The sequence below is a fragment of the Shewanella psychrophila genome (genome assembly GCF_002005305.1).
Taxonomy (GTDB): domain Bacteria; phylum Pseudomonadota; class Gammaproteobacteria; order Enterobacterales; family Shewanellaceae; genus Shewanella; species Shewanella psychrophila.
This window is the reverse complement of the sequence record NZ_CP014782.1, coordinates 2,818,444-2,837,494: the sequence shown is the minus strand read 5'-3', so window position 1 is coordinate 2,837,494 and position 19,051 is coordinate 2,818,444. Positions and strand designations below refer to the sequence as shown.

16 protein-coding genes are annotated in these 19,051 nt (G+C 38.5%); 11 read left to right on the top strand and 5 right to left on the bottom strand.

From position 1 onward, the window contains the following. Nucleotides 1-3: 3 nt before the first annotated feature. Genes sps_RS12190 through sps_RS12180 form a run of 3 tightly spaced genes read left to right on the top strand, consistent with a single transcriptional unit; the run spans nt 4 to nt 1,742 of the window. Complete coding sequence (locus sps_RS12190; RefSeq protein ID WP_149027267.1) at nt 4-1,098, top strand: hypothetical protein; 1,095 nt, start codon at nt 4-6, stop codon at nt 1,096-1,098. Further along, on the top strand, nt 1,085-1,318 hold the full coding sequence (locus sps_RS12185) for a flagellar biosynthetic protein FliQ (protein WP_077752778.1): 234 nt from the start codon (nt 1,085-1,087) through the stop codon (nt 1,316-1,318). Before sps_RS12190 ends, sps_RS12185 begins: the two co-directional genes overlap by 14 nt. Nucleotides 1,319-1,367: 49 nt before the next feature. Continuing rightward, nucleotides 1,368-1,742: a hypothetical protein gene (locus tag sps_RS12180; RefSeq protein ID WP_077752777.1), complete on the top strand. Its 375-nt coding sequence runs from the start codon at nt 1,368-1,370 to the stop codon at nt 1,740-1,742. Nucleotides 1,743-2,316: 574 nt separating this feature from the next. On the opposite strand, the gene sps_RS12175 is transcribed toward sps_RS12180, so the two are convergent. The 3 genes from sps_RS12175 to sps_RS12165 all read right to left on the bottom strand — a co-directional run bounded on the left by sps_RS12175 (nt 2,317) and on the right by sps_RS12165 (nt 6,470). Continuing rightward, nucleotides 2,317-3,759, bottom strand: a complete 1,443-nt coding sequence (locus sps_RS12175) for a hypothetical protein (RefSeq protein WP_077752776.1) — start codon at nt 3,757-3,759, stop codon at nt 2,317-2,319. A 1,491-nt stretch (nt 3,760-5,250) separates the two neighbouring features. Continuing rightward, complete coding sequence (locus tag sps_RS12170) at nt 5,251-5,739, bottom strand: hypothetical protein (protein ID WP_077752775.1); 489 nt, start codon at nt 5,737-5,739, stop codon at nt 5,251-5,253. Then, nucleotides 5,736-6,470 (bottom strand): winged helix-turn-helix domain-containing protein, encoded by a 735-nt coding sequence (locus sps_RS12165; protein ID WP_169915757.1) that lies wholly within the window; start codon nt 6,468-6,470, stop codon nt 5,736-5,738. Before sps_RS12165 ends, sps_RS12170 begins: the two co-directional genes overlap by 4 nt. A gap of 1,689 nt (nt 6,471-8,159) precedes the next feature. On the opposite strand from sps_RS12165, the gene sps_RS12160 reads away from it, so the two are divergent. The 5 genes from sps_RS12160 to sps_RS12140 all read left to right on the top strand — a co-directional run bounded on the left by sps_RS12160 (nt 8,160) and on the right by sps_RS12140 (nt 14,701). Continuing rightward, nucleotides 8,160-9,337 (top strand): IS3 family transposase gene (locus sps_RS12160; RefSeq protein ID WP_149027206.1). Its coding sequence is split into 2 segments (ribosomal slippage): nt 8,160-8,418 and nt 8,418-9,337, totalling 1,179 coding nucleotides; the frame shifts between segments, so codons are not numbered across the junction. After that, complete coding sequence (locus sps_RS12155; protein ID WP_077752773.1) at nt 9,282-10,181, top strand: hypothetical protein; 900 nt, start codon at nt 9,282-9,284, stop codon at nt 10,179-10,181. The genes sps_RS12160 and sps_RS12155 overlap by 56 nt, the downstream gene beginning before the upstream one ends. 71 nt (nt 10,182-10,252) lie before the next feature. Continuing rightward, complete coding sequence (locus sps_RS12150) at nt 10,253-11,407, top strand: hypothetical protein (protein ID WP_077752772.1); 1,155 nt, start codon at nt 10,253-10,255, stop codon at nt 11,405-11,407. Between the two features lie 21 nt (nt 11,408-11,428). Further along, nucleotides 11,429-12,613, top strand: coding sequence for a m7GpppX diphosphatase (locus sps_RS12145; protein ID WP_077752771.1), 1,185 nt, complete (start codon nt 11,429-11,431; stop codon nt 12,611-12,613). A 931-nt stretch (nt 12,614-13,544) separates the two neighbouring features. Next, a protein-coding gene (locus sps_RS12140; RefSeq protein ID WP_149027232.1) for an IS3 family transposase occupies nt 13,545-14,701 on the top strand; the annotation gives its coding sequence in 2 pieces (ribosomal slippage) (nt 13,545-13,791 and nt 13,791-14,701; 1,158 coding nt in all). 10 nt (nt 14,702-14,711) lie between these two features. Here the strand turns inward: sps_RS12140 and sps_RS28805 are convergent. Beyond that, the gene (locus sps_RS28805; protein WP_237158108.1) at nt 14,712-14,870 is read right to left on the bottom strand and encodes a helix-turn-helix domain-containing protein; all 159 of its coding nucleotides are present in this window, start codon (nt 14,868-14,870) and stop codon (nt 14,712-14,714) included. A gap of 422 nt (nt 14,871-15,292) precedes the next feature. Here sps_RS28805 and sps_RS29035 point away from each other — a divergent pair, with 422 nt between their 5' ends. The 3 genes from sps_RS29035 (at nt 15,293) to sps_RS12125 (ending at nt 16,298) form a co-directional block, all read left to right on the top strand. Further along, entirely contained in the window at nt 15,293-15,559 is a 267-nt protein-coding gene (locus sps_RS29035) for an isochorismatase family protein (RefSeq protein WP_250638020.1), read from the top strand. 2 nt (nt 15,560-15,561) lie between these two features. Then, nucleotides 15,562-15,843: an isochorismatase family protein gene (locus sps_RS29030; RefSeq protein WP_335695445.1), complete on the top strand. Its 282-nt coding sequence runs from the start codon at nt 15,562-15,564 to the stop codon at nt 15,841-15,843. A 164-nt stretch (nt 15,844-16,007) separates the two neighbouring features. Then, entirely contained in the window at nt 16,008-16,298 is a 291-nt protein-coding gene (locus sps_RS12125) for a putative quinol monooxygenase (RefSeq protein WP_218919642.1), read from the top strand. Nucleotides 16,299-16,661: 363 nt separating this feature from the next. Here the strand turns inward: sps_RS12125 and sps_RS12120 are convergent, their stop codons facing one another. Then, nucleotides 16,662-18,164, bottom strand: coding sequence for a hypothetical protein (locus sps_RS12120; protein ID WP_077752770.1), 1,503 nt, complete (start codon nt 18,162-18,164; stop codon nt 16,662-16,664). Between the last annotated feature and the right edge of the window lie 887 nt (nt 18,165-19,051).

The following is a 19,051-nucleotide window of genomic DNA, read 5'->3' as shown; positions in this document are numbered from 1 at the left end:
AAAGTGCAATCGACTTCAGTGAATAATGTTCACGATCGGCAAGCTGCTATCTCAGGTGACGTAAAAATGAATCAACTTGCTGCAATAGCGGGTAATTCGCACTCGTATGTGATGATGCCTGGGCCGAGTACCAAAGTGCAATCGACTTCAGTGAATAATGTTTGCGATCGGCAAGCTGCTGTTTCAGATGATGTAAAAATGAATCATCTTGCTGCAATAGCGGGTAATTCGCACTCGTCTGTGATGATGCCAGGGGCGGGTATCAAAGTGCAATCGACTTCGGTGAATAATGTTCACGATCGGCAAGCTGCTATTTCAGGTGACGTAAAAATGAATCAACTTGCTGCAATAGCGGGTAATTCGCACTCGTCTGTGATGACGTCAGAGCCGAGTGCCAAAGTGCCACAGACTTCATTGAGTAATGTTCATGATCAGCAAGCTGCTGCTTCAGGTAATGTAAAAATGAATCATCTTGTTGCAATAGCGGGTAATTCGCGCTCGTCTGTGATGACGCTAGAGCCGAGTGCCAAAGTACCACCAGCTTCAGAGAATATGTTGAGTTCCAGTGTTTCACAACCGCAAGGAGCAGAAATAAAGAGTGGTATTTCTAGTAAATCAGAAAATTTAGTTTCGACGAACATGAATCAATCGAGTGCCGACCAATTGGTTAATTTTCAGAAAAAGGTAGTTTATGCTTCACCTGTATCTGAAATGACATCATCGTCTGTTTCGATAGGGACTGATGTTTTATCCGAGGGAAAAACGTTAATTCCTGCTTCTTCGACTTCAAAAGGGGAAGCTCCATTAATGACAAGTATTGTTGGTTTCGGAGAAGCGACCCCTGCATCAGGAATTAAAATGGAACGCTTGGGGTTAGAAGGAGTTAAGCTCACTCGGATTGCCACGATTAATGTGTCAACGGTTGTTCAGCCGGTATTGTCCTCTCAGATGTTCCATTACCAATTAGCTCCTGAGTTTTTTACTCAGTATGCAGAGGTGAATACTTACCGTGTTTATTTTCGTAATAAGTACTTCTTATTCCAATTTGTCGGTCATGAAGTGACTGATTTTCTCGAGGAGCATTATGACCGTCATTGACGTTACTGCGGCGTGTTTAGAGATAGTTAAGGACGCTATTATTATTTTTTCTCTGAGCTTTGTTGTCACGGGAGTTATTGTCGGTCTACTGCAAACAGTATTCAGTGTTCAAGATCCTGGCTTACCTATGGCAGCTAAATTAGTGGTCTTTATTGTATTACTTACACAAGTCGGTGGAGGGATATATGACCAATTCCACTTATTATTTTGGCAACTTTAACGACCAGACGTTTACTCACAATTGTTGTATTTTTAAAATGGATACCATCATGAAAAAGCTTAGAGAAATTGTTTATAAAACACTCGTGGATAATTTTAATATATCACCCAGCTTACTGTCGCGTATAGAGGGGGATGAACCTATTGCTATTGAATTAAAAGGAGGAGAAGAAATTTTTGTATACCTTCAAAAAGGGGCGCTGCAAACATTTATTGAAATTCCATTGTGTGATCAACGTATGCTCAGAAATAAATCACCTAAAATAATAGAAAGCCTTATGTCTGACGATGAGGTTTTTTTTAGTATAAAAAAGGAGAAGTTGATATTTTTGACGGAGTTTTCGGCTGATGTAACCGATGTGGAGCGAAAACTTGCTGATAAACTTATACTGTTCAATAATATGGTTTCCTATATAAAAAGTTAACAAACGACTAAATGTTAATAGAGTCTGACTACATAATTGGGCTCTTGTTATTCTCACGATGTGGGAGGGTAAATAATTAATTATCGAATTTTTAAATATCTATAAAATCACATCTTCACTATTGTTGTTCCCCATTTTTATTCTAAGTATATTATGCGATAACTAAAGTTAATCCAATTTAAATAAATAGGTTCGCTAGTGTTCCTATGAATATCATAATCATATTTTGATATTCATAGCCTGAATGTGATCAGGATATTTCACCATTTATCTCGTGATTATGATGTTCATAGCTGCAACCATAAATTAGTTGAACTCATAATATCCAAGGTGGCGGGCCGACCAACCAACGGTATCATCAACTCAGTTGTTATTTCCTGGTAGCATTAAACTGTTCATAAAAGCGTTAAAAATTTAAATCATGCTGGCAACCTGCTGCTTACAAGAGGTTATGAACCCTTTTTTGAGCGCTTACATTAGGAAAAGTCAAGATTCTAATCTTATTCTTTACTCTACGTAGCGCTCGTACAAATTTTTAATATGGCTAAATCCGCAATAAGCTCTATGTTAAATGTTATCTTAGTGCTAATTGGGCCTTAAGTTTTTCGATTGTGGTTTGTTGTTCTTTGATTATCGTTTGGTTTCCAGTGTAAGTAAAATCTCCAAACTGGTTGTGCATGTGTTTGATGATGAATGTATTGATGCTTGTTTGCAGTGCATTTGCGCAGTTAATGTGAGCTTTAAAGCTCTTTTCCAAGGCTAATACAGCATTATTATCCATGCTTTTTGTCATGTGTTCGACAAATGGCAAAGCGTTAAATGATTTAAGAAGCGATGATCGGTACTGATCGCCGATGATCTCGACTTTTAGTTCTGGAGTTATACCATTATTTGCTATTTTACTGGCTTTCGTCATTATTTCTAAAGGGCTATTTTTATCGCCAGAATCAGAAGTTAATGTGGTTCTTGGTGATTGAAGTTGTAATCTTTTTATTGCATCCGTGAACGATAGAGGCTGGGTTGTGGTTGCTGATGTTTGAGTATTGTTGCCACTCCATTTTATTTCTTCTGCTGCATTGGTTGGTATATATTTAGAGTTTGCCTCTAGTGGAATGAACAACACAGGATAACGTTTTATCTCATTAACAAACGCTTGAATATGTTCCTGTCCTTTGTCTGATATATTGGATCGTGTGTTTTTAGCGGCTTTGGGCCAGTCGATTGTCATACCCGCGACAACTCCCTTACTAAGCTGGTTTGCTAAGGCACTTTGTTGCTCCCGGGGGAGTGAAAAAAACTCCTGATGCAAGGTTTCTGACAAGATAAGCTCAGGCTTGAAAGATAAGGCGGTATTTTCTTGCTTAATCTTGTGTGTTTGTGGTGTTAGTAGCTTAGCAGAGGAATCTTGGGCTACTGACTGTTTTGATTGACTGCTTTGTTTTAGCTTGCCATCGAAAGGCGCTGACTGTGAAGTTTTAGGCTGCGGTGTTTGTTTTGTTTCAACTTTCTTCAGGGCCTTGTGATTTATAATCTCTTGCAGTAAGTTCTCTCTGCTTGATGTCGACTGTTTTTCTGTTGGGAGCGGTATAATCACCTGTGCTTTACTTGGCATTGGTGGCATTGGTGGCATTGGTGGCATTGGTGGGGGAGGTGGAGTTAATGTCTGTTTACTTGACTGCTCTTGTGTTTGTTTTATTTCAATCTTCTTAAGAGGCATGGGCTTTATAGTCTCTGCCGGTAGGTTTTCTCTGCTTGATGTCGCTTGCTTTTCTGTTGGGAGCTGTGCTGTCACCAGTGCTTTGCTTAGCGGTGGTGGATTTAGTGTCAGTTTACTTAACCGCTGTTGTGTTTGCTTTGTTATTTGTGATTTATTTTGAGGTGGAGTGTTGAAAAACTCGAATTTTTTAACAAAGTCAAAAGACTTGCTTGTGATTTTACGAACAGTGAAATTAGTGTTTGGCTTTATTATTGCCGATGAAGCAATGGCTTGTTGGGTTAACGGGCTAATGGGACGCATACTTTTGTTCCTTGTAAAATTATTATTGCGACTATAAATAAAACCCTTCCAAGGGTCACGAGAATTCATTGGAAATAATTTCACTGAATGTGATGTTTAATATATATTTTTTATAAAAATAAATTGCTATGTGGGTATTGTTTTTTTGAGGGAACAAGGGTGGGTTAGCAATCTTAAAGCTAATAATCACAAAGTTTCATATTATTTCCTTGGCGTAAGTTTATATGCGTATGATTGTTTTTAATGTTTTCTTTTTTGGTTCGAAAAGATGTCTTGATATTTATCAAGTCATATAATTAAGAAACTTTTGATTGGAGGGTTTTACCGGATATTTCGTAAGTTATCATGTGATGTTCAATCTTTGGTGGGTTGATAATGAGGCTATCTAAATTAAAATTTATTTCCCAATATTAAGCATTGGTAATTATTGAAAAGTCATAGAACTTATCCGTAAATACAATAGTCAAGCCGAGCTTTGGCTGAAAAACCAGTTGAGGTGTTGAATACTTCAGCTACTAAGCTACTAGAGCTTACGCAGCAAGGAAAAGACAAGGTGCGACTAAGGTCATCAGAGATACCTTTAAAGCGTATAAGCAACGAAAAAATGCTCAAGTCGAGTATTTAATTGGTTTTAAAACGTGGATAAATTCAAAGGCATGCCGAAGCTACTATTTATAATAAAGAAGGCCAGTTCTTGGTCGAATTCCTGATAACTTTTAAAAGGAGAGAAAGGCTTATTTAAACAACTTGTACACAAGGATAGAGAATGTGTTGAACTAGTATATTCATGAATTAGATATCGAGATTAACCAAGGACGTTGCAATGAGCTTGTTGAGCGCACTTCGAAAGACTATGACTCCATTTGTAAGGCGTAATGTTAATCCGACAACGATAATAGCTAGAATGGGGGAAGGAAGTTGCTTCTCTTATTCAAGAGGGGGAATTAGCTAGAATTTCAGTATTTAATACCTTGATAAGTGAGCTAAAATTTTGCATAAACACGGTTTTTTGTACACGCTATTAAACCAGTAACCTAACGTTTGATGATGGGATAGTCAGACATATTGATGGCAATAATCTTATTGGTCCAAACTATATTGAGATGAAAGTTAGGATTGTATGTCCCCCACACTATTCGATCGAATACCTCTTAAGAGGTATTTTTGAAGGTCGGTATATAGGCATGTTTAGTCTGTGTCATGATAATTATGTTTAAAAATATTTCATCAAACTCAAAGTGGCTGAATTTGTAAGCCAGATAAGAAGGGCTTACATGATGATGTTTACAGCAATACTAAGACTATACGCCTTATTTAATCAATAAAAATTACCGGGAGTAAGGCCAGCATTATACTGAAGTGATTATTTTCAATTTAGGTTCGGTATTGCACCAAGGTAATTATTTTAATTTTAGTGTCGTGTTTTTATTTGAGTTATTACTTTAAATTTATGTTGGTATTATATATTAAGTAATATCTTTAAATAGTTTCTCATTCATAGAACCCTTCTTCACTAATAATCCAAACTAATCCATCTCTATCATGATCTAGGTAGTAATTTCCTTGATTAGTGGTAAATAATTCTAATCTACTACGACTTTGTGTAAAAGCATAGTCAGATAAAAAGTACTCATTTTTAAGGAATACACTGGGAGGAATAGTTCCTTGAGGGGCTCTCTGACAAGTAAAATCTTCTAATGATATCGAATTTGAAAAATGTCTTCTTAACCCTTTTAAGCCAAACTTGAAGCTGTAAAAGTTTGAACCATTCGGATAAAGTTCAACTCCTCTAATTTGTATATGGTCTACTCGAACCACTATCTTTCCCTGTTCATGTATTTTAACCCCTTTTTTATTCAGGTGAAAAAGGTGGTAACCTCCTTCATATAATATTGTCTCAGAGATAAACATTTTACTGACGAAAAAACCACAAAGTGTAGAAATTAATGTACCTACTAGGAAAAGGATATAAAATCTCAACTGTTCAGCTCCTCTATATATAGATTGATAGCTTGAGTAAAAGCGTGGGTTAAACCTATAGTTCTATTAATACCTATGCTTATAGGTGCTTTCTCAATATCATCAAATATAAAGGTGTAATAAGTTTTACCTGCTGAAATGTATACATCTGGAGTAGATCCTGCTATCAATTCAAGGTTTTTAGGTATTTCCAATTGCTCGCTTGAAAAACCATTTAAAAAGTTTATGTTGATATTTCCAGTTTTAGAAGTGACAGTGAGAGTATTCTGAACTCTTGTCTTCTTTAGATTGTTTAGAAAGTATTCACTTTCGAATACAGGTCTCTCTAAGGCTATACCAAAAAAGAAACAAGCAATTAAAATTACCACTGCAATAGGATTCTTCCATTGTCGAGAGTGACTAGTGAGTTTGGATTCTGAATATAGGATAACTTCTGCAGGGATTATATAGCCTATTTTGGCAATGGTTTTTAAAACAGTTTGTTTTTTCCCGTCATCTCCGAGAGCTAATCGGATATTAAAAATTGATTGCGTTAGGCTTGCTTCTGTTACTACTCTCCCTTTCCAGGCATGGGATATCAGCTCTTCTCGTGAGATCACTTCACCATGTTTTTTCAGAAGTAAGTCTAATACTTGCCAGTCCCCACTGCCTAGCTTTGTCTTATGTTCTCCCATTAAAATTGCTTGCTCATCGAAAAGTACTGTGCGGCCATTTACCGTACTAATTTTCAAAAATATTCCTCCAAACATTTACCAAGTGCTAATCACCAATGGCCTTAAGGCATTAATTTAAGCATCTATGGCAATAGAACACAACACAACACAATACAATACAACATTCAGCCTGCTAGCCGTCAGACACCCTTTTGTTGTGCTTTTGTTGGTGATTTAACAAAACACAAACCTTCCTTATTATTTAGCCAAAACACTTAACTGACACGTAGAGGAGGCTGGACTGTGCTAGTCCTGCTATGGTTCAGTCTAAAAACATTATTAATTTGCTTTGATTATTCATTTTCAATGCGAATGGTTAATATTTGAACCGTTGAGAACCCTTCATCAATACTCAGGGATATGCTGTCTAGAGTGTTTTTTTCAGTTTCTAGTTAATTTAAAAGAAAGTAAATAAGTTATGAGTTACATATATGATTTCTGTCCCAAGGCAAGCTCACTAAGAGCTGAATTTAATGAAGCATTAAGCTTATTTCCATATGACCATGTGGAAGTCGTTAATATTAAATCACGCTTATTGAATGCGGAGAGAAACGCTAATAAGTGTGATCTAGTTAAGTTGAGGGAGTATAGAGCAACTTTTTGTTGCGCTGGGAGGCTTTAAATGTGCTGAATGATTTACTTATCAGGTGACCACTAATAATGAGGAGTGTTCATAAATTAAGTTATTTCTTCATATGCTACAGTCCAGAGGAAGCTTAAAATAAAAGCATAGTGATGAGGTTTTCCTGGCAAAATTGATGTTGGCGAGTGAAATAATCTGAAATCTTGTCTGAACCCTCGCTAATTTTCCTTGAGTCGACTGTCGTTTAGCATGTTGTTGGCATGTTCGGAGCTAGCTGATGCATTTCTGTGTCACCTTATCTTGTCGATAATTTGGATAATATCGAGTTGTTACGGAGAGACGATGACTCTACTAAAGACACGCAATACAATGCTTCTTCTCATCAGATTGCTCCCTTTAACCATTTCTGGACTGGAATACGCTAGAGTTTCCATGGTGATAAGGATGTGAAGCTCGGTTTCGATTGAGTCCTATAATCATAAACAGCATATATTCAGGTAATCAAAGGCGAATGCTGACAGTATTAATGCCGCGGCATTACGCCACGGTTCATTGCTTTATCAAAAATGCTAAAGTTACTTTTTCATGGTGAGTCTTACTTAAGTCAGAATCATTAATTGAACAATATTATCAACTGCTTGCTAATAGTAAATCCACAGCCTTTAATGTTTATGTCGGCTCCATCTGCTGATCGAACAAGGGGAACGGGTAATCGCTAGACCAAGCTTTCGTTGAGATCTATGTAGCTTAATAATAACGAAGGTACCAGTGATAGCCTGCTTATACCAAATAATCTCACCAACAACTAATTATTATTAAACCTAAAACCGAGTTATTTAAAAGCGATTAAAACATTAACTCGGAAATCAACAGGACATTTCATGAAAATTCTGGTGAAAATGAGGGTGTATTGAGGCACTAATAATGAAGAGTCAAATTATTTAAGAGGTTTAAATCGATATGTTTTCAGCTGCGAATAATAAAGTTTTTCAATTGTTGGTTCCAACACCAGTGACACAATTAGCTTCCGAGTTACAGCAAACTAACCATGTGTAGTGGCACACTAAATTTGGCCACCTGATTAGAGGTGATATCATCACTTCACTATTAAAGCAGGTGAGACAATGACAAAGAAATCTAGACCCACATATAGCGCAGAGTTTCGACTTGAAGCGGCGCAGCTAGTTGTTGACCAAAACTATTCAGTGACTGAAGCGGCCAAGGTCATGGGCGTGAGCAAATCAGGAATGGATAAGTGGGTTAGACAGCTTAAACAGGAGCGTAAAGGGCTCTCCCCTAAAGCCTCTCCAATGACACACGAGCAGATTGAAATCCGTGAGCTAAAGAAGAAAATTGACCGTCTCGAGGAGCACAATACTATTTTAAAAAAGGCTACAGCTCTCTTGATGTCAGACTCCCTGAACAGTTCTCGTTAGTCGAGAAGCTCAAGCAGAGCCATACAGTAAAGCGTATTTGTGAAGTGTTCGGGCTTCATCGCAGTAGCTATAAGTATTGGTGTGGCCGCGTGAAAAATATTTCACCAGGAAGAGTTAAATTATACAGCCTAGTGAGAGAAGCCCACGCTGCTAGTAACGGCTCTGCGGGCGCTAGGAGCATCGCTGAGATAGTGACAGCTAAAGGCACTAGCTTAAGCCGTTATCGAGCGAGTAAGCTAATGAAACAGCTCGGGTTAGTGAGTTGCCAACTTCCTAAGCATAGCTATAAAAGAGCGGACAGCGAGCATGTTGAAATACCCAACCATTTGTCGCGTCAGTTTCAAGTCACTGAGCCGAATCAAGTGTGGTGTGGCGACGTGACTTATATCTGGACAGGTAATCGATGGGCTTACTTAGCAGTGGTTATTGACTTGTTTGCTCGAAAGGCAATTGGCTGGTCAATGTCATTTTCACCAGATAGTACCTTAACGGGAAAAGCGTTATCAATGGCTTTTGAGTCAAGAGGAAGACCGCAGGCACTGATGTTTCATAGCGACCAAGGTTGTCACTATACCAGTCGACAATATCGTCAACTACTTTGGCGATACCAAATAAAACAGAGTTTAAGCCGTCGAGGAAACTGCTGGGATAATGCACCTATGGAGCGATTCTTTAGAAGCTTAAAGACTGAATGGGTCCCCTCTACGGGCTACAGCAGCTTCACTGAAGCCAAGGCATCAATCATTAACTATATAGTTGGATACTATAGCCAAGTCAGACCACATCAATATAACGGTGGCTTGACACCAAATGAATCAGAAAGAAGGTTCTGCCTTACGTATAAAACCGTGGCCAAAAAAGGTTGACCACTACAATGTGCTTCAGGTCAAATCGGTTATCAATGTAGATCTAAATACAAAAGAACTTACTGGACTTGACTCATCACGACGATCACCTACGTGTGTTAACGATAGATTGCAATCCCATCACGGCGTGGCTAAGTTCCGCCAAGTGGCTGAATTTGTAACTGGGTTAATGCCTAAAAAGAGTAATGGAGAAGTGGCTGCTCACCCGAAATATTGGCTGGAAATTAAAGATTCGGACCATCGTGATCGAGTTTCGTTGAACGGCTTTGATTTGAAGTCCGGTGCATTAGGCGCATGGCAGGCGGACGGTAACACCAAGTTTGGGCTATTCCAGTGGATTGAGTTGAATCCAGATGTTGAAATAGACATTCTTGAAGGTGGAGTAAAACACCCGCTGAGTCAGAAACTTGATTATATTAACTATTTGGATCCCAATCAGTCACTTAACTACCGTATTGATATTTCACAGGGAGAATGGAAGCAAGGAGGTACCTTGTTAGATACAACACAGTTTCAAGGAAAGGAAGGGATGAGCGGCCACGCTGCTATTGTCATCCACCGTGACGGAAATATCTTTGTTCACCCGTACGAAAAAGGAAAATGGCAACACACCTCCACGACAGATGGCAAGCCGGTTTTATCGGCGGGCATGATTCAAATTAAGCTGGGCAAAGCTAAATCCTTTCACCTAGATTCAGGGCACTATATGCCTCAGCTCCCGCAACTTGAACATTTTCTAGAACGAACTGTGGCGAAAGGAGTGGATATTAGCCAGCTCGAGATACACGCTAAACATATCGCTAGGGACAAAATCGATGGATTAATTCGTCAATACACTCGATAGCTATCCCACTTATCGGGGGAAAGTCGTTCTAAGTCAAATAAATCCAGTAAAATTTTTAAAGGTTAAATTATATGAACTCCATACAAACATTACAGTGTTCAACTTCTACCATGACGGTCGGTGCTATCCCAGACCTAAATCAAAGCATTAATGTGAGTAAAGTGCGTAATATTCACACCGATTTGGAGAAAAGCAGACATTCTCAGTTCCGTCGGACATTGGATTCTTATGGGATTGATGACAATCGAAATACACTGAGTCATTTAAATCGAGAAAAATACAATGTGTTTGTTAAGAAAGATAAATCAGGCACTGCAGATTTAAGTCATGGTGCCTATATCTCTAAAAAAGGAGAAGATATCTATGGCAGTTTTAAATGGTTGAACCCTAAAGGTCTCACTAAATATCAAACTGAAAAAGTCGCTGTCGTTACTTTTCGCAATCAAGCTGAATTAACCCAGCTTAGCCGTACCTATTCAGAAAAGCCATTACCGGACTTTCTTATCCAGATCCTTAATGGAGAGGAATGCCGAGATACAGTTCTTTATAGTAAGAAACCTCAACTAGCTAAGTTTATTCCACCAGTTAACCAAGCGCAGCATGGGTATCTTATTCGCCCCAACTCCCCGTATAGCAGTGATGCCTTGTTGGAAACCTATATCGATTCTCCCGAAAAGCTCAAAGACAGTAAAGAGGGGATCATCCTGTGTACCTACGCGATTCATCCTGGTATACAGTCGGACTTTTTGGGTGGTCAACACAATCAACCGGATCTGGAGCGGCTTGAAGTGAACCTGCCAACACCACAAAAAGCAATTGATGAAAAAACAAAAATGGATTCTCTAACCAGTATTCTGAGCTTGAAACTAGCACATTTGCCACAGTTGGAAAAGTTGAGGGAGGGGACATTGCAACATCTTCAGGACGTTTATCATACAAATGAAAATGACAATATACGAATGTTCTTTCACTTTCCGGTTGCAGAAAAAACCGCCACCCTCCACCTACATACTTGGGTTAACAAAGGCGATCACCCGTTGAATGAGCCAAGGTCTTTCGATTTAGACACCATAATTGAACATCTTCAACAGGGCAAAGATATCAATGAATTGGTACTCAATCGAAACGAGGGATCATTCTTTTTACCCACCTCGGATTCCATTAAGGATATCGTTGGCATTCCTTTTAAAGGGGTTGTTCATAACTCGCTAACTCTTCCACTTTAAACTACTGATGGGAAATATGTTATGAATACCATTCAAACGTTACAGCGCGCATCTTCGACCATGACGGTCGGTGCTACCCCCAACCTCAATCAAAGCATTGATGTGTGTAAAGTGCGTAATATTCACACTGACTTGGAGAAAAACGGCCATTCTCAGCTCCGTCGGACATTAGATGCTTATGGGATTGATGACAATCGAAATACGCTGAGTCATTTAAATCAAGACAAATACAATGTGTTTGTAAAGAAAGATAAATCAGGCACACTTGAGTTAAGTCATGGTGCTTATATATCTAAAGTAGGCGTAGATGAATATGGGGCTTTTCGCTGGTTAAACCCAAGAGGCTTGAAAAAATATCAGACTAACGATCTGGCTCAGGTGACTCTGTCAATGGAAAACCTAAAGCAACTTCAAGCGACCTATAAAGATGAAAATACCACTGAGTTTTTGGTTAATCTGCTACGTGGAGATAGCGCCGAATCTCTCGATAATGTGTATACCTCTCTGTATAAGAAGCAACCGGATGTATTCCACTACTCTGGGTCATTGAACCAAGGTAATGGATTCCTCATTTACCCTAATATCCCCTACATGTCAGAGACCTATACCAATGGACACCACAAAGATTTGGCCGATAGACGAGAAGGCGTCCAGCTGACTGCTTGGGCTGTTCATCCTGCACTCCCACTGAGTTTAATTCAAGAAATAACCGACGTTCATCCAATAGGAAAACCGTCAGTAACCCAGGGGGAAGAGCTAAATCAAAGGAAAGCTGAGTCCAAATGGACTGTGAAATCCCTGACATCCATACTTGATTTGGAGCCAAAAGATCTAAAGATGTTGGAAAAACTAAAGTCTGATATTATTGGGCACTTGTCTGACACTTATGGTGTTTCAGCTGAAAAAGACAATGTTGATCTATTTTTTCACTTTCCGGTTGCTCCCTCAACCGCTACCTTGCATCTACATATTTGGGTCAATAAAGGTGACCATCCACTGAATGAGTCTAGAGCATTTGGACTTAATGAGGTTATTGAGCACCTGAGGAACGACGAAAATATAAACAGTCTTATACTTTCCAGAAATGAAGGTCTGTTTACGTTACCCAAAAAAGACGCATTGCACCTCATTAAAGGAATGCCAGGCAGCTATGCACCGACTATTGAGGTCCGTGAAAAATTCAGTCTCCCGATAACAGGGCGCTAAACGAAGTTGGCTGTGAAGGCATTGATGCAGACCGAGCCTGTGGTTGAAGTAATCACATCATGGTTTGAAATACTCTTAATCTGCCATGTCCTGTAATACGTTGATGATTTTTATAAAGGTCAGCCGCTAACTGTTGCTGGCTTTTTCATTATGCACTGGGTGAAGGGGCATTTCACAACTTTAAATACAGACGCATCTCATTACTCTCACGATAGGTTCAGTAGCGAGTTTATCATGATAAGTATGAGCATTAATAATTAAAGAGTTAACGTGGAGTGTTTGAAATCATGTTGTCTATATTCAAGAATTCGCTGTCACTTTCTATCCATCTTCTATTAATGCTATCTACAAATAGACTAAAATTATCAATATCACCTTATTCAATTATATTTTATAAAATGATAAACAGCTAGCTTTCTCCGCTAGGATGAACAATAGGTCAACAATAAACAACTCATCTAACAGGCTGTTTACGAAGTTGGGATTTAATATGTTTAAGTGAAAAGGTCTATCTGTAGTCAAGAGATTGCAGTCTACTGAACATAGGTTTAATACTGCAGATATTAAATGAGTAATATGTTTATCTGAGTTCGTCGAGTATCACCTCATTTGGAGTATAGGAGAGCCCCATTAAACTTGATAGATAAGTTAAAACTGCATTACTGGCATAAGGCTAATAATTCCATTCACTACTAAAATTTAGGGGTTACATACCCATTAAGTATGCAATATATATTGTACTTTTCTTGGCATAACACACAAGGTTAACCGTGCCATATTTAAACGTTTCTGGTAGGGCTAATAACGTGACCAAACAAATCTAGCTTTAAATTAATTTGATATTATCAAGTGATTTTTTAGGTTGCTTATTCTGGTCTAATCGATCTGGACACCATGATTGTGGATAATAGAACTATCAATCGAGGTGAGCATGAATACGAAAAGACAGTACCGAACTTATACCAAAGAGTTTAAAGAAGAAGCTTTATGCTTGATAACCGAACAAGGCTATAGCGTTCCACAAGCCGCAGACGCGCTTGGTGTCTCATCCAACCTGCTCTATACCTGGAAACAGAAGGCTGAAGAGCTAGAGAGTTCTAACGTAACTTCAGATGAGAGAGCCGAGCTTTTAGCCCTAAGAAAAGAGGTTAAGCAGCTTCGGGTAGAGAAAGAAATATTAAAAAAGGCCAGTGCCTTCTTCGCGAAAGAAATGAAGTAAAGTTTCGGTATATTCGAGACAACCGCTCTCAATTCGAAATAAAAACAGTTTGTAAGGTGCTGAACGTTAGCCGTAGTGCCTTCTATGATTGGCTATCTAGGCCCGCTAAGATTATTAGCGAAAATGAGCTAAAACTGTATCGTACGGCAAAGCGCCTTTTCAAGCGCAGTCGTAACAGCTTAGGCTCACGTCAGTTATCCAAAAAACTATGTGAAGAAGGCTATATCATCGGCCGTTATCGCACTCGCTCTATCATGCGAAAGCTAGGCTTAGTGGTGACTCAGCGCCAAGCCTATACAGTAACGACTAAGCGAAAACACAGTGATAGTGTTGCAGATAACGTGCTGAGCCAGAACTTTAACCCTGCTGAACCTAACCAAGCTTGGGCAGGTGATGTCACCTATCTGAGAACTAACGAAGGCTGGATGTATTTAGCTATTGTTATGGATTTACACTCTAGACGAATCATTGGCTGGAGTATCTCGAAACGAATGACCGTCAGCTTGGTTGAACGTGCATTACAGGTGGCTATAACACTTCGTCAACCAGGCTGCGGTGTTTTATTTCACAGTGACAGAGGCTCGCAGTATACGAGTAAGCAATTCCAAAGCTTGCTAACAAAGAGCGGAATGACACCTTCTATGAGCAGTGTTGGCGCTTGCCTAGATAATGCTGTCGTTGAACGATTTTTTGGTAGTTTAAAGCACGAATGGCTGTTGAATGTAGTTCATTTAACACGAGAGTCAATGAAGCAAGATGTTGAGGAATATATTAGGTATTACAACCATGAGCGGTTACATACTACGCTAGGTGATTTAACACCGAGCAACTATGAAAAGTTACAAAGTCAGGTGTCCAGTTGTGCTTGACCAGAATAGCTCACGTCATCATAGCCAATGTTAGTGCGGCTTTCTCAACACGCTGTGTGGTTGATTCTAATAATCTACATGCTTTTTGTACCCTAATCTTTTTAATATAGTGTATAGGTTTCAAGGTTGTGGTATTGGTAAATTGACGGAGAAACGTTCGTTCGCTCATGCCTGCTAAAGCTGCTAGCATCGACACATTCAGGGACTGATTATAATTGGCTTGTATGTGTCGTCACTGCTCGATTCTCTAGTAAACTTACTTTAGGAAGTTCAAATGTACCTGTATAGGTAGAGATTAATATTGAGCCCATCCGATGGGAATTATTGAGAAACTGTAATGATTCCGGTTGAGGCGAAAGGTAATAACAACCATCAAAGTTGGGAAGAATAATGTCACTTTGACTAACACAAGCTAACTGACTATCAGGCTGAACAATTGTAACAACAAAGCGCTTCTCAAGCTGACTATCGATGATTATTTTATAGTAAAAAGTTCTTTTAATTTTAAAATTACACTCTTTAGCACATTAGGGGAGTCATTAATTTGTATCTTGTATCGTTACTTCAACGAAACACTGAAACAATACAAGAATGATTATTATAGTTAATATAGCCTTGTTATTAATTGACTTTCATAATGATGATTATTCTACATACCAAGATGCTCAGTGGGCTTTATCAGGTACAGAAGCCGCAGCATGGAAAGCTGCCACTTTACTAACTGCATTTCGTCAACAAGGATTGCCCGTTATTCATGTGCGTCATGAGTTCGTTTTAAATGATGCTCCTTTTTTCCTATTAGGATCTGAAGTGGAAAAAGCTCATTATAGCGTTGCCCCAATAAATGGGGAACTGTAAGGTTGAAGCTGCAAATAAACAGTTTTCGTAGTACTGAATTACACTTTTTTTTGAAGGCACTTAATGTTGAAAAACTGGTTATAGTTGGTGTCATGAGCCATATGTGCATTGATGCGGTGACTCAGACTGTTATGGATTTGGGTTATTACCATGTTGAGGATGATGCTTGCTCCACGCTAGAGCTTGAATTTAATGGGGTGACAGTACCTGTTAATCATGCGTTTATGACCGCCTCACAATTTGGTTGTTGTAATGTGGGTAGTACTGAAAATCACTCGGCTTAGTTGGTTAGATATATTTTACCACGTGATTTTTTAAACTTGAGAGAGGTTATTTTTCTGAGTTTAGTCACTTCCATTATTCGTAGAACACTTGGGAATAGTTTAAAAGTAACTAGTTATTAACGATTAATGATCTTTATCTCCTATTAATATGTGGAAAACACACAATGACTAAAATGACAATATTTGAAATTCAATCAAAGGAAGGAATGTCTGAAAAGCTTGTTTCTTTTTTTAAAAGTATTCTACCAGGAACAAGAGATTTTCCTGGTAATAAAGGCACTGACTTTTCACGTTTATCTGACAATAAATTCATCATTGTTACTTACTGGCAGCATGAAAGTGATTTAGGCCATTATCTTAATTGGAGGGAAAATACAGGTGAATTCTCCCTCCTGCTCAGCTTCCTTATTCAGGCTCCTAATATTGTAACCTATGAAGTACTTGAAGATATTTAACCTAAGTTGATGTATTGATGAACACACATCTTAGTTCACTCCTTTTCCTCAGCCAAATTTTCAGTGGAATCTGATGGTTCTCATTCTAGTAAGTATTTATTGCCAGTAAATAAAATCACTTCCAGACTGCCATAGCTTAAATTACGTTATGGCTGTTCAACGCGAAGGTATAGCTAATAAGGGTAGGCTGCGGCTATCCTTATTAGCATAGATAATAACTAATTTATTTGGGTAAAGTCGACCCAGAAACTTAAGCCTTCGATTTAGTAGAACGATACACTTATGGTTCCTCCATTGAGAGACCGATAACTAACGTGAGCATCATGTAGAGGTCCAAGTAGGAACCTCGAATAGTTTTCTTTATTATTTATTGTAAAAGGTAGTATTACCGAAATCTGATAAGTCGAATGACAAAGATTTATGTTGCTGTTTTAATTCGTTAATAGTTCCAGTATGTACTTGCTTGTAAGATGAAATATTCTGTTCTGTTATAGGAGGAAGGTACTTTCTAGCATGAGACTGAACACGGTCATAAAGTTCAGTTTTATTGCGTTCGGTTCTGTTTGATGGAACAAATGGCTTTCCACTGCTCATCGCTTCTCCGATCGGTAATACTTCGTTGAAAGTATGATATCCACCATAATTCATGAATGCTGCTGCTCCCAAAGTTAATGGCATGACTTCTTTAGGGTTACTATACAGAGAGTTACCGGAAAGTACCGTTGCAGCAAGCAAAATATCACATGTTCCCCCAGATTGAGCGCCAGCAAAAGGGAGACCTTGTTGTGTACTCTCAAGTGCATATACCCCATAAGGTTGCCAGCGGTTAACACCTGTACCGTGATTGAGCTCGTGGGCTTTGATGCCTTGTTCAATTCCTAGATCTTTGTAGCCTTGAGGAATAGACTTTATTTCGTCTTCTGACATCATATAAGGTCGATTCAGATCCTGAATAGGAGCATTTTCACGAGGAATTCCATTGATGTTTTTATTGTCATTCAGAGCCGCAGACAATTTTTTTTGTTCTAATGAGTTCTTATCATGAACTCGTTGAACGACCTGACCAAAGCCCAAACCATATTTTGCGGCATCTTCATATTTACCTTCTACTGGTTTTAGTTGACCTTTTTCGTCTTCTACCATGGGCATGCGCTCTGAACGTGCACGGGTAAGAGGATCATCAAACGCTTTTGTACGTGTTTTTTGAGTAAATTCTTTATACAGAGGAGCAACATCTGAACACACTCCCCTCAGTACTGAATTAAGAGCCTTGATATTTTTATCGCGATTTGCACTAAAATCCGCAGCGTTTTTCGCTTTATTTTCTATTGGATCGCTGGATTTTGTTGGCCGGTTACCTTCTGGCGGGGTCATTAGCTGCCAAACTGTTGTGCCAAAGACACTCAGTGATTTTATTTTTGTTAGCATTCCTGAGTGATTTAACTCACCAATTGGTGTTTTTAACTCTTTAGTTAGCCATTCAATCAATGGTTTATCTGAAGTTTTTGACTGACGTCCAATCTGGTCTGAGTCACTACTCATCTGGCCAAACTGCTTATGGAATAACTCTTTAATTGTCATCTCTTTATTATTAAAGACGACTTTATGTTGGTCTCCTTTTTTATCAATGTTTTCAATAGTTTTTTCCAGTGTTTTTGCATACTTGTCAATAACTAAGCCTGCAGAACCTGGTTTATTTAAAATATTCATACTAGTGCCGGCTTCGAACATTCGGGCACTTGTTAAAGCTTGTTGTTTCGCTTCATCGATGGATATGCCTTTAGCTGAGCTGATGGTTTTGGACTCATCTGCTTGTGAGATAGAAATACTATCCAACTGATTGCCACTTTTATAAATAGTAAGCATATAGATTATTCCTTTTAACTGTTATATCTGTTTTTGGTTGGAAGTTATTATAAGTAAGAGAAAACTATTTAATTAAATGAATACTTTGTACTTTTTTTGAATTTATATTCTGATCCAATCAATCTGAGTAACTTGATTATGGATGGTGAAATCAATAATCGAGAAATATCCCACTTCCAACAATCAGCGTCACGAGACTAATCCTGAAAAAAACTGCCAAACTTAGCCATTCCGTTATTCTCTTCGTTGGACTCAAGCCCTAAAACCTGGTTATTCGGTTAAGGAATGCGGGAGAGCTAGTTTGATGGATAACACATTGGTTAATATGTAGTAATTAGATACTCTACTAGAGTATTTTTAGTCTACTGCCAATTATATAGCAGAGCTTGAATAATGAACAATCGAGCTTCTCAAGTCATGAGTATTCTGATGAATCATTTAACCCTTGTGTCAACTGACTTTTAGGTTAGTTGTTCATTATGACTCTATCTCTTATTCTAGTGGGGAGGAAAGGTATTAAGCATGCATTTTTAGGTTACTCATTTGCAATCATTACAGTGTTTTATCCAGAGTGCAGAACAGTTTTAGCGTGCTTGAGTCTATGAAAAGTCGCATCTTGCTTCAATTGATTAAACCGTTTCTAAACCCATTCACAGTAACTCTGAAAAGTCATGCCTGTTTTCAAACTCTGCTCTCCGAAGGGGGGGGCCAGTAAATTTCACCACATACCGCTTAAGCCTCTCAAAGGAGATTTGTTGTAAATAGTGTCATCTTGGATATCATAAGGTATATAGATTAATTAATTAATTACTTCCTTCCTTTAATAGTTTCTCAGTCAAAACATTAAAATTAGTTTTAATAACTAGAATCTCTGTTTTATAGTTCAG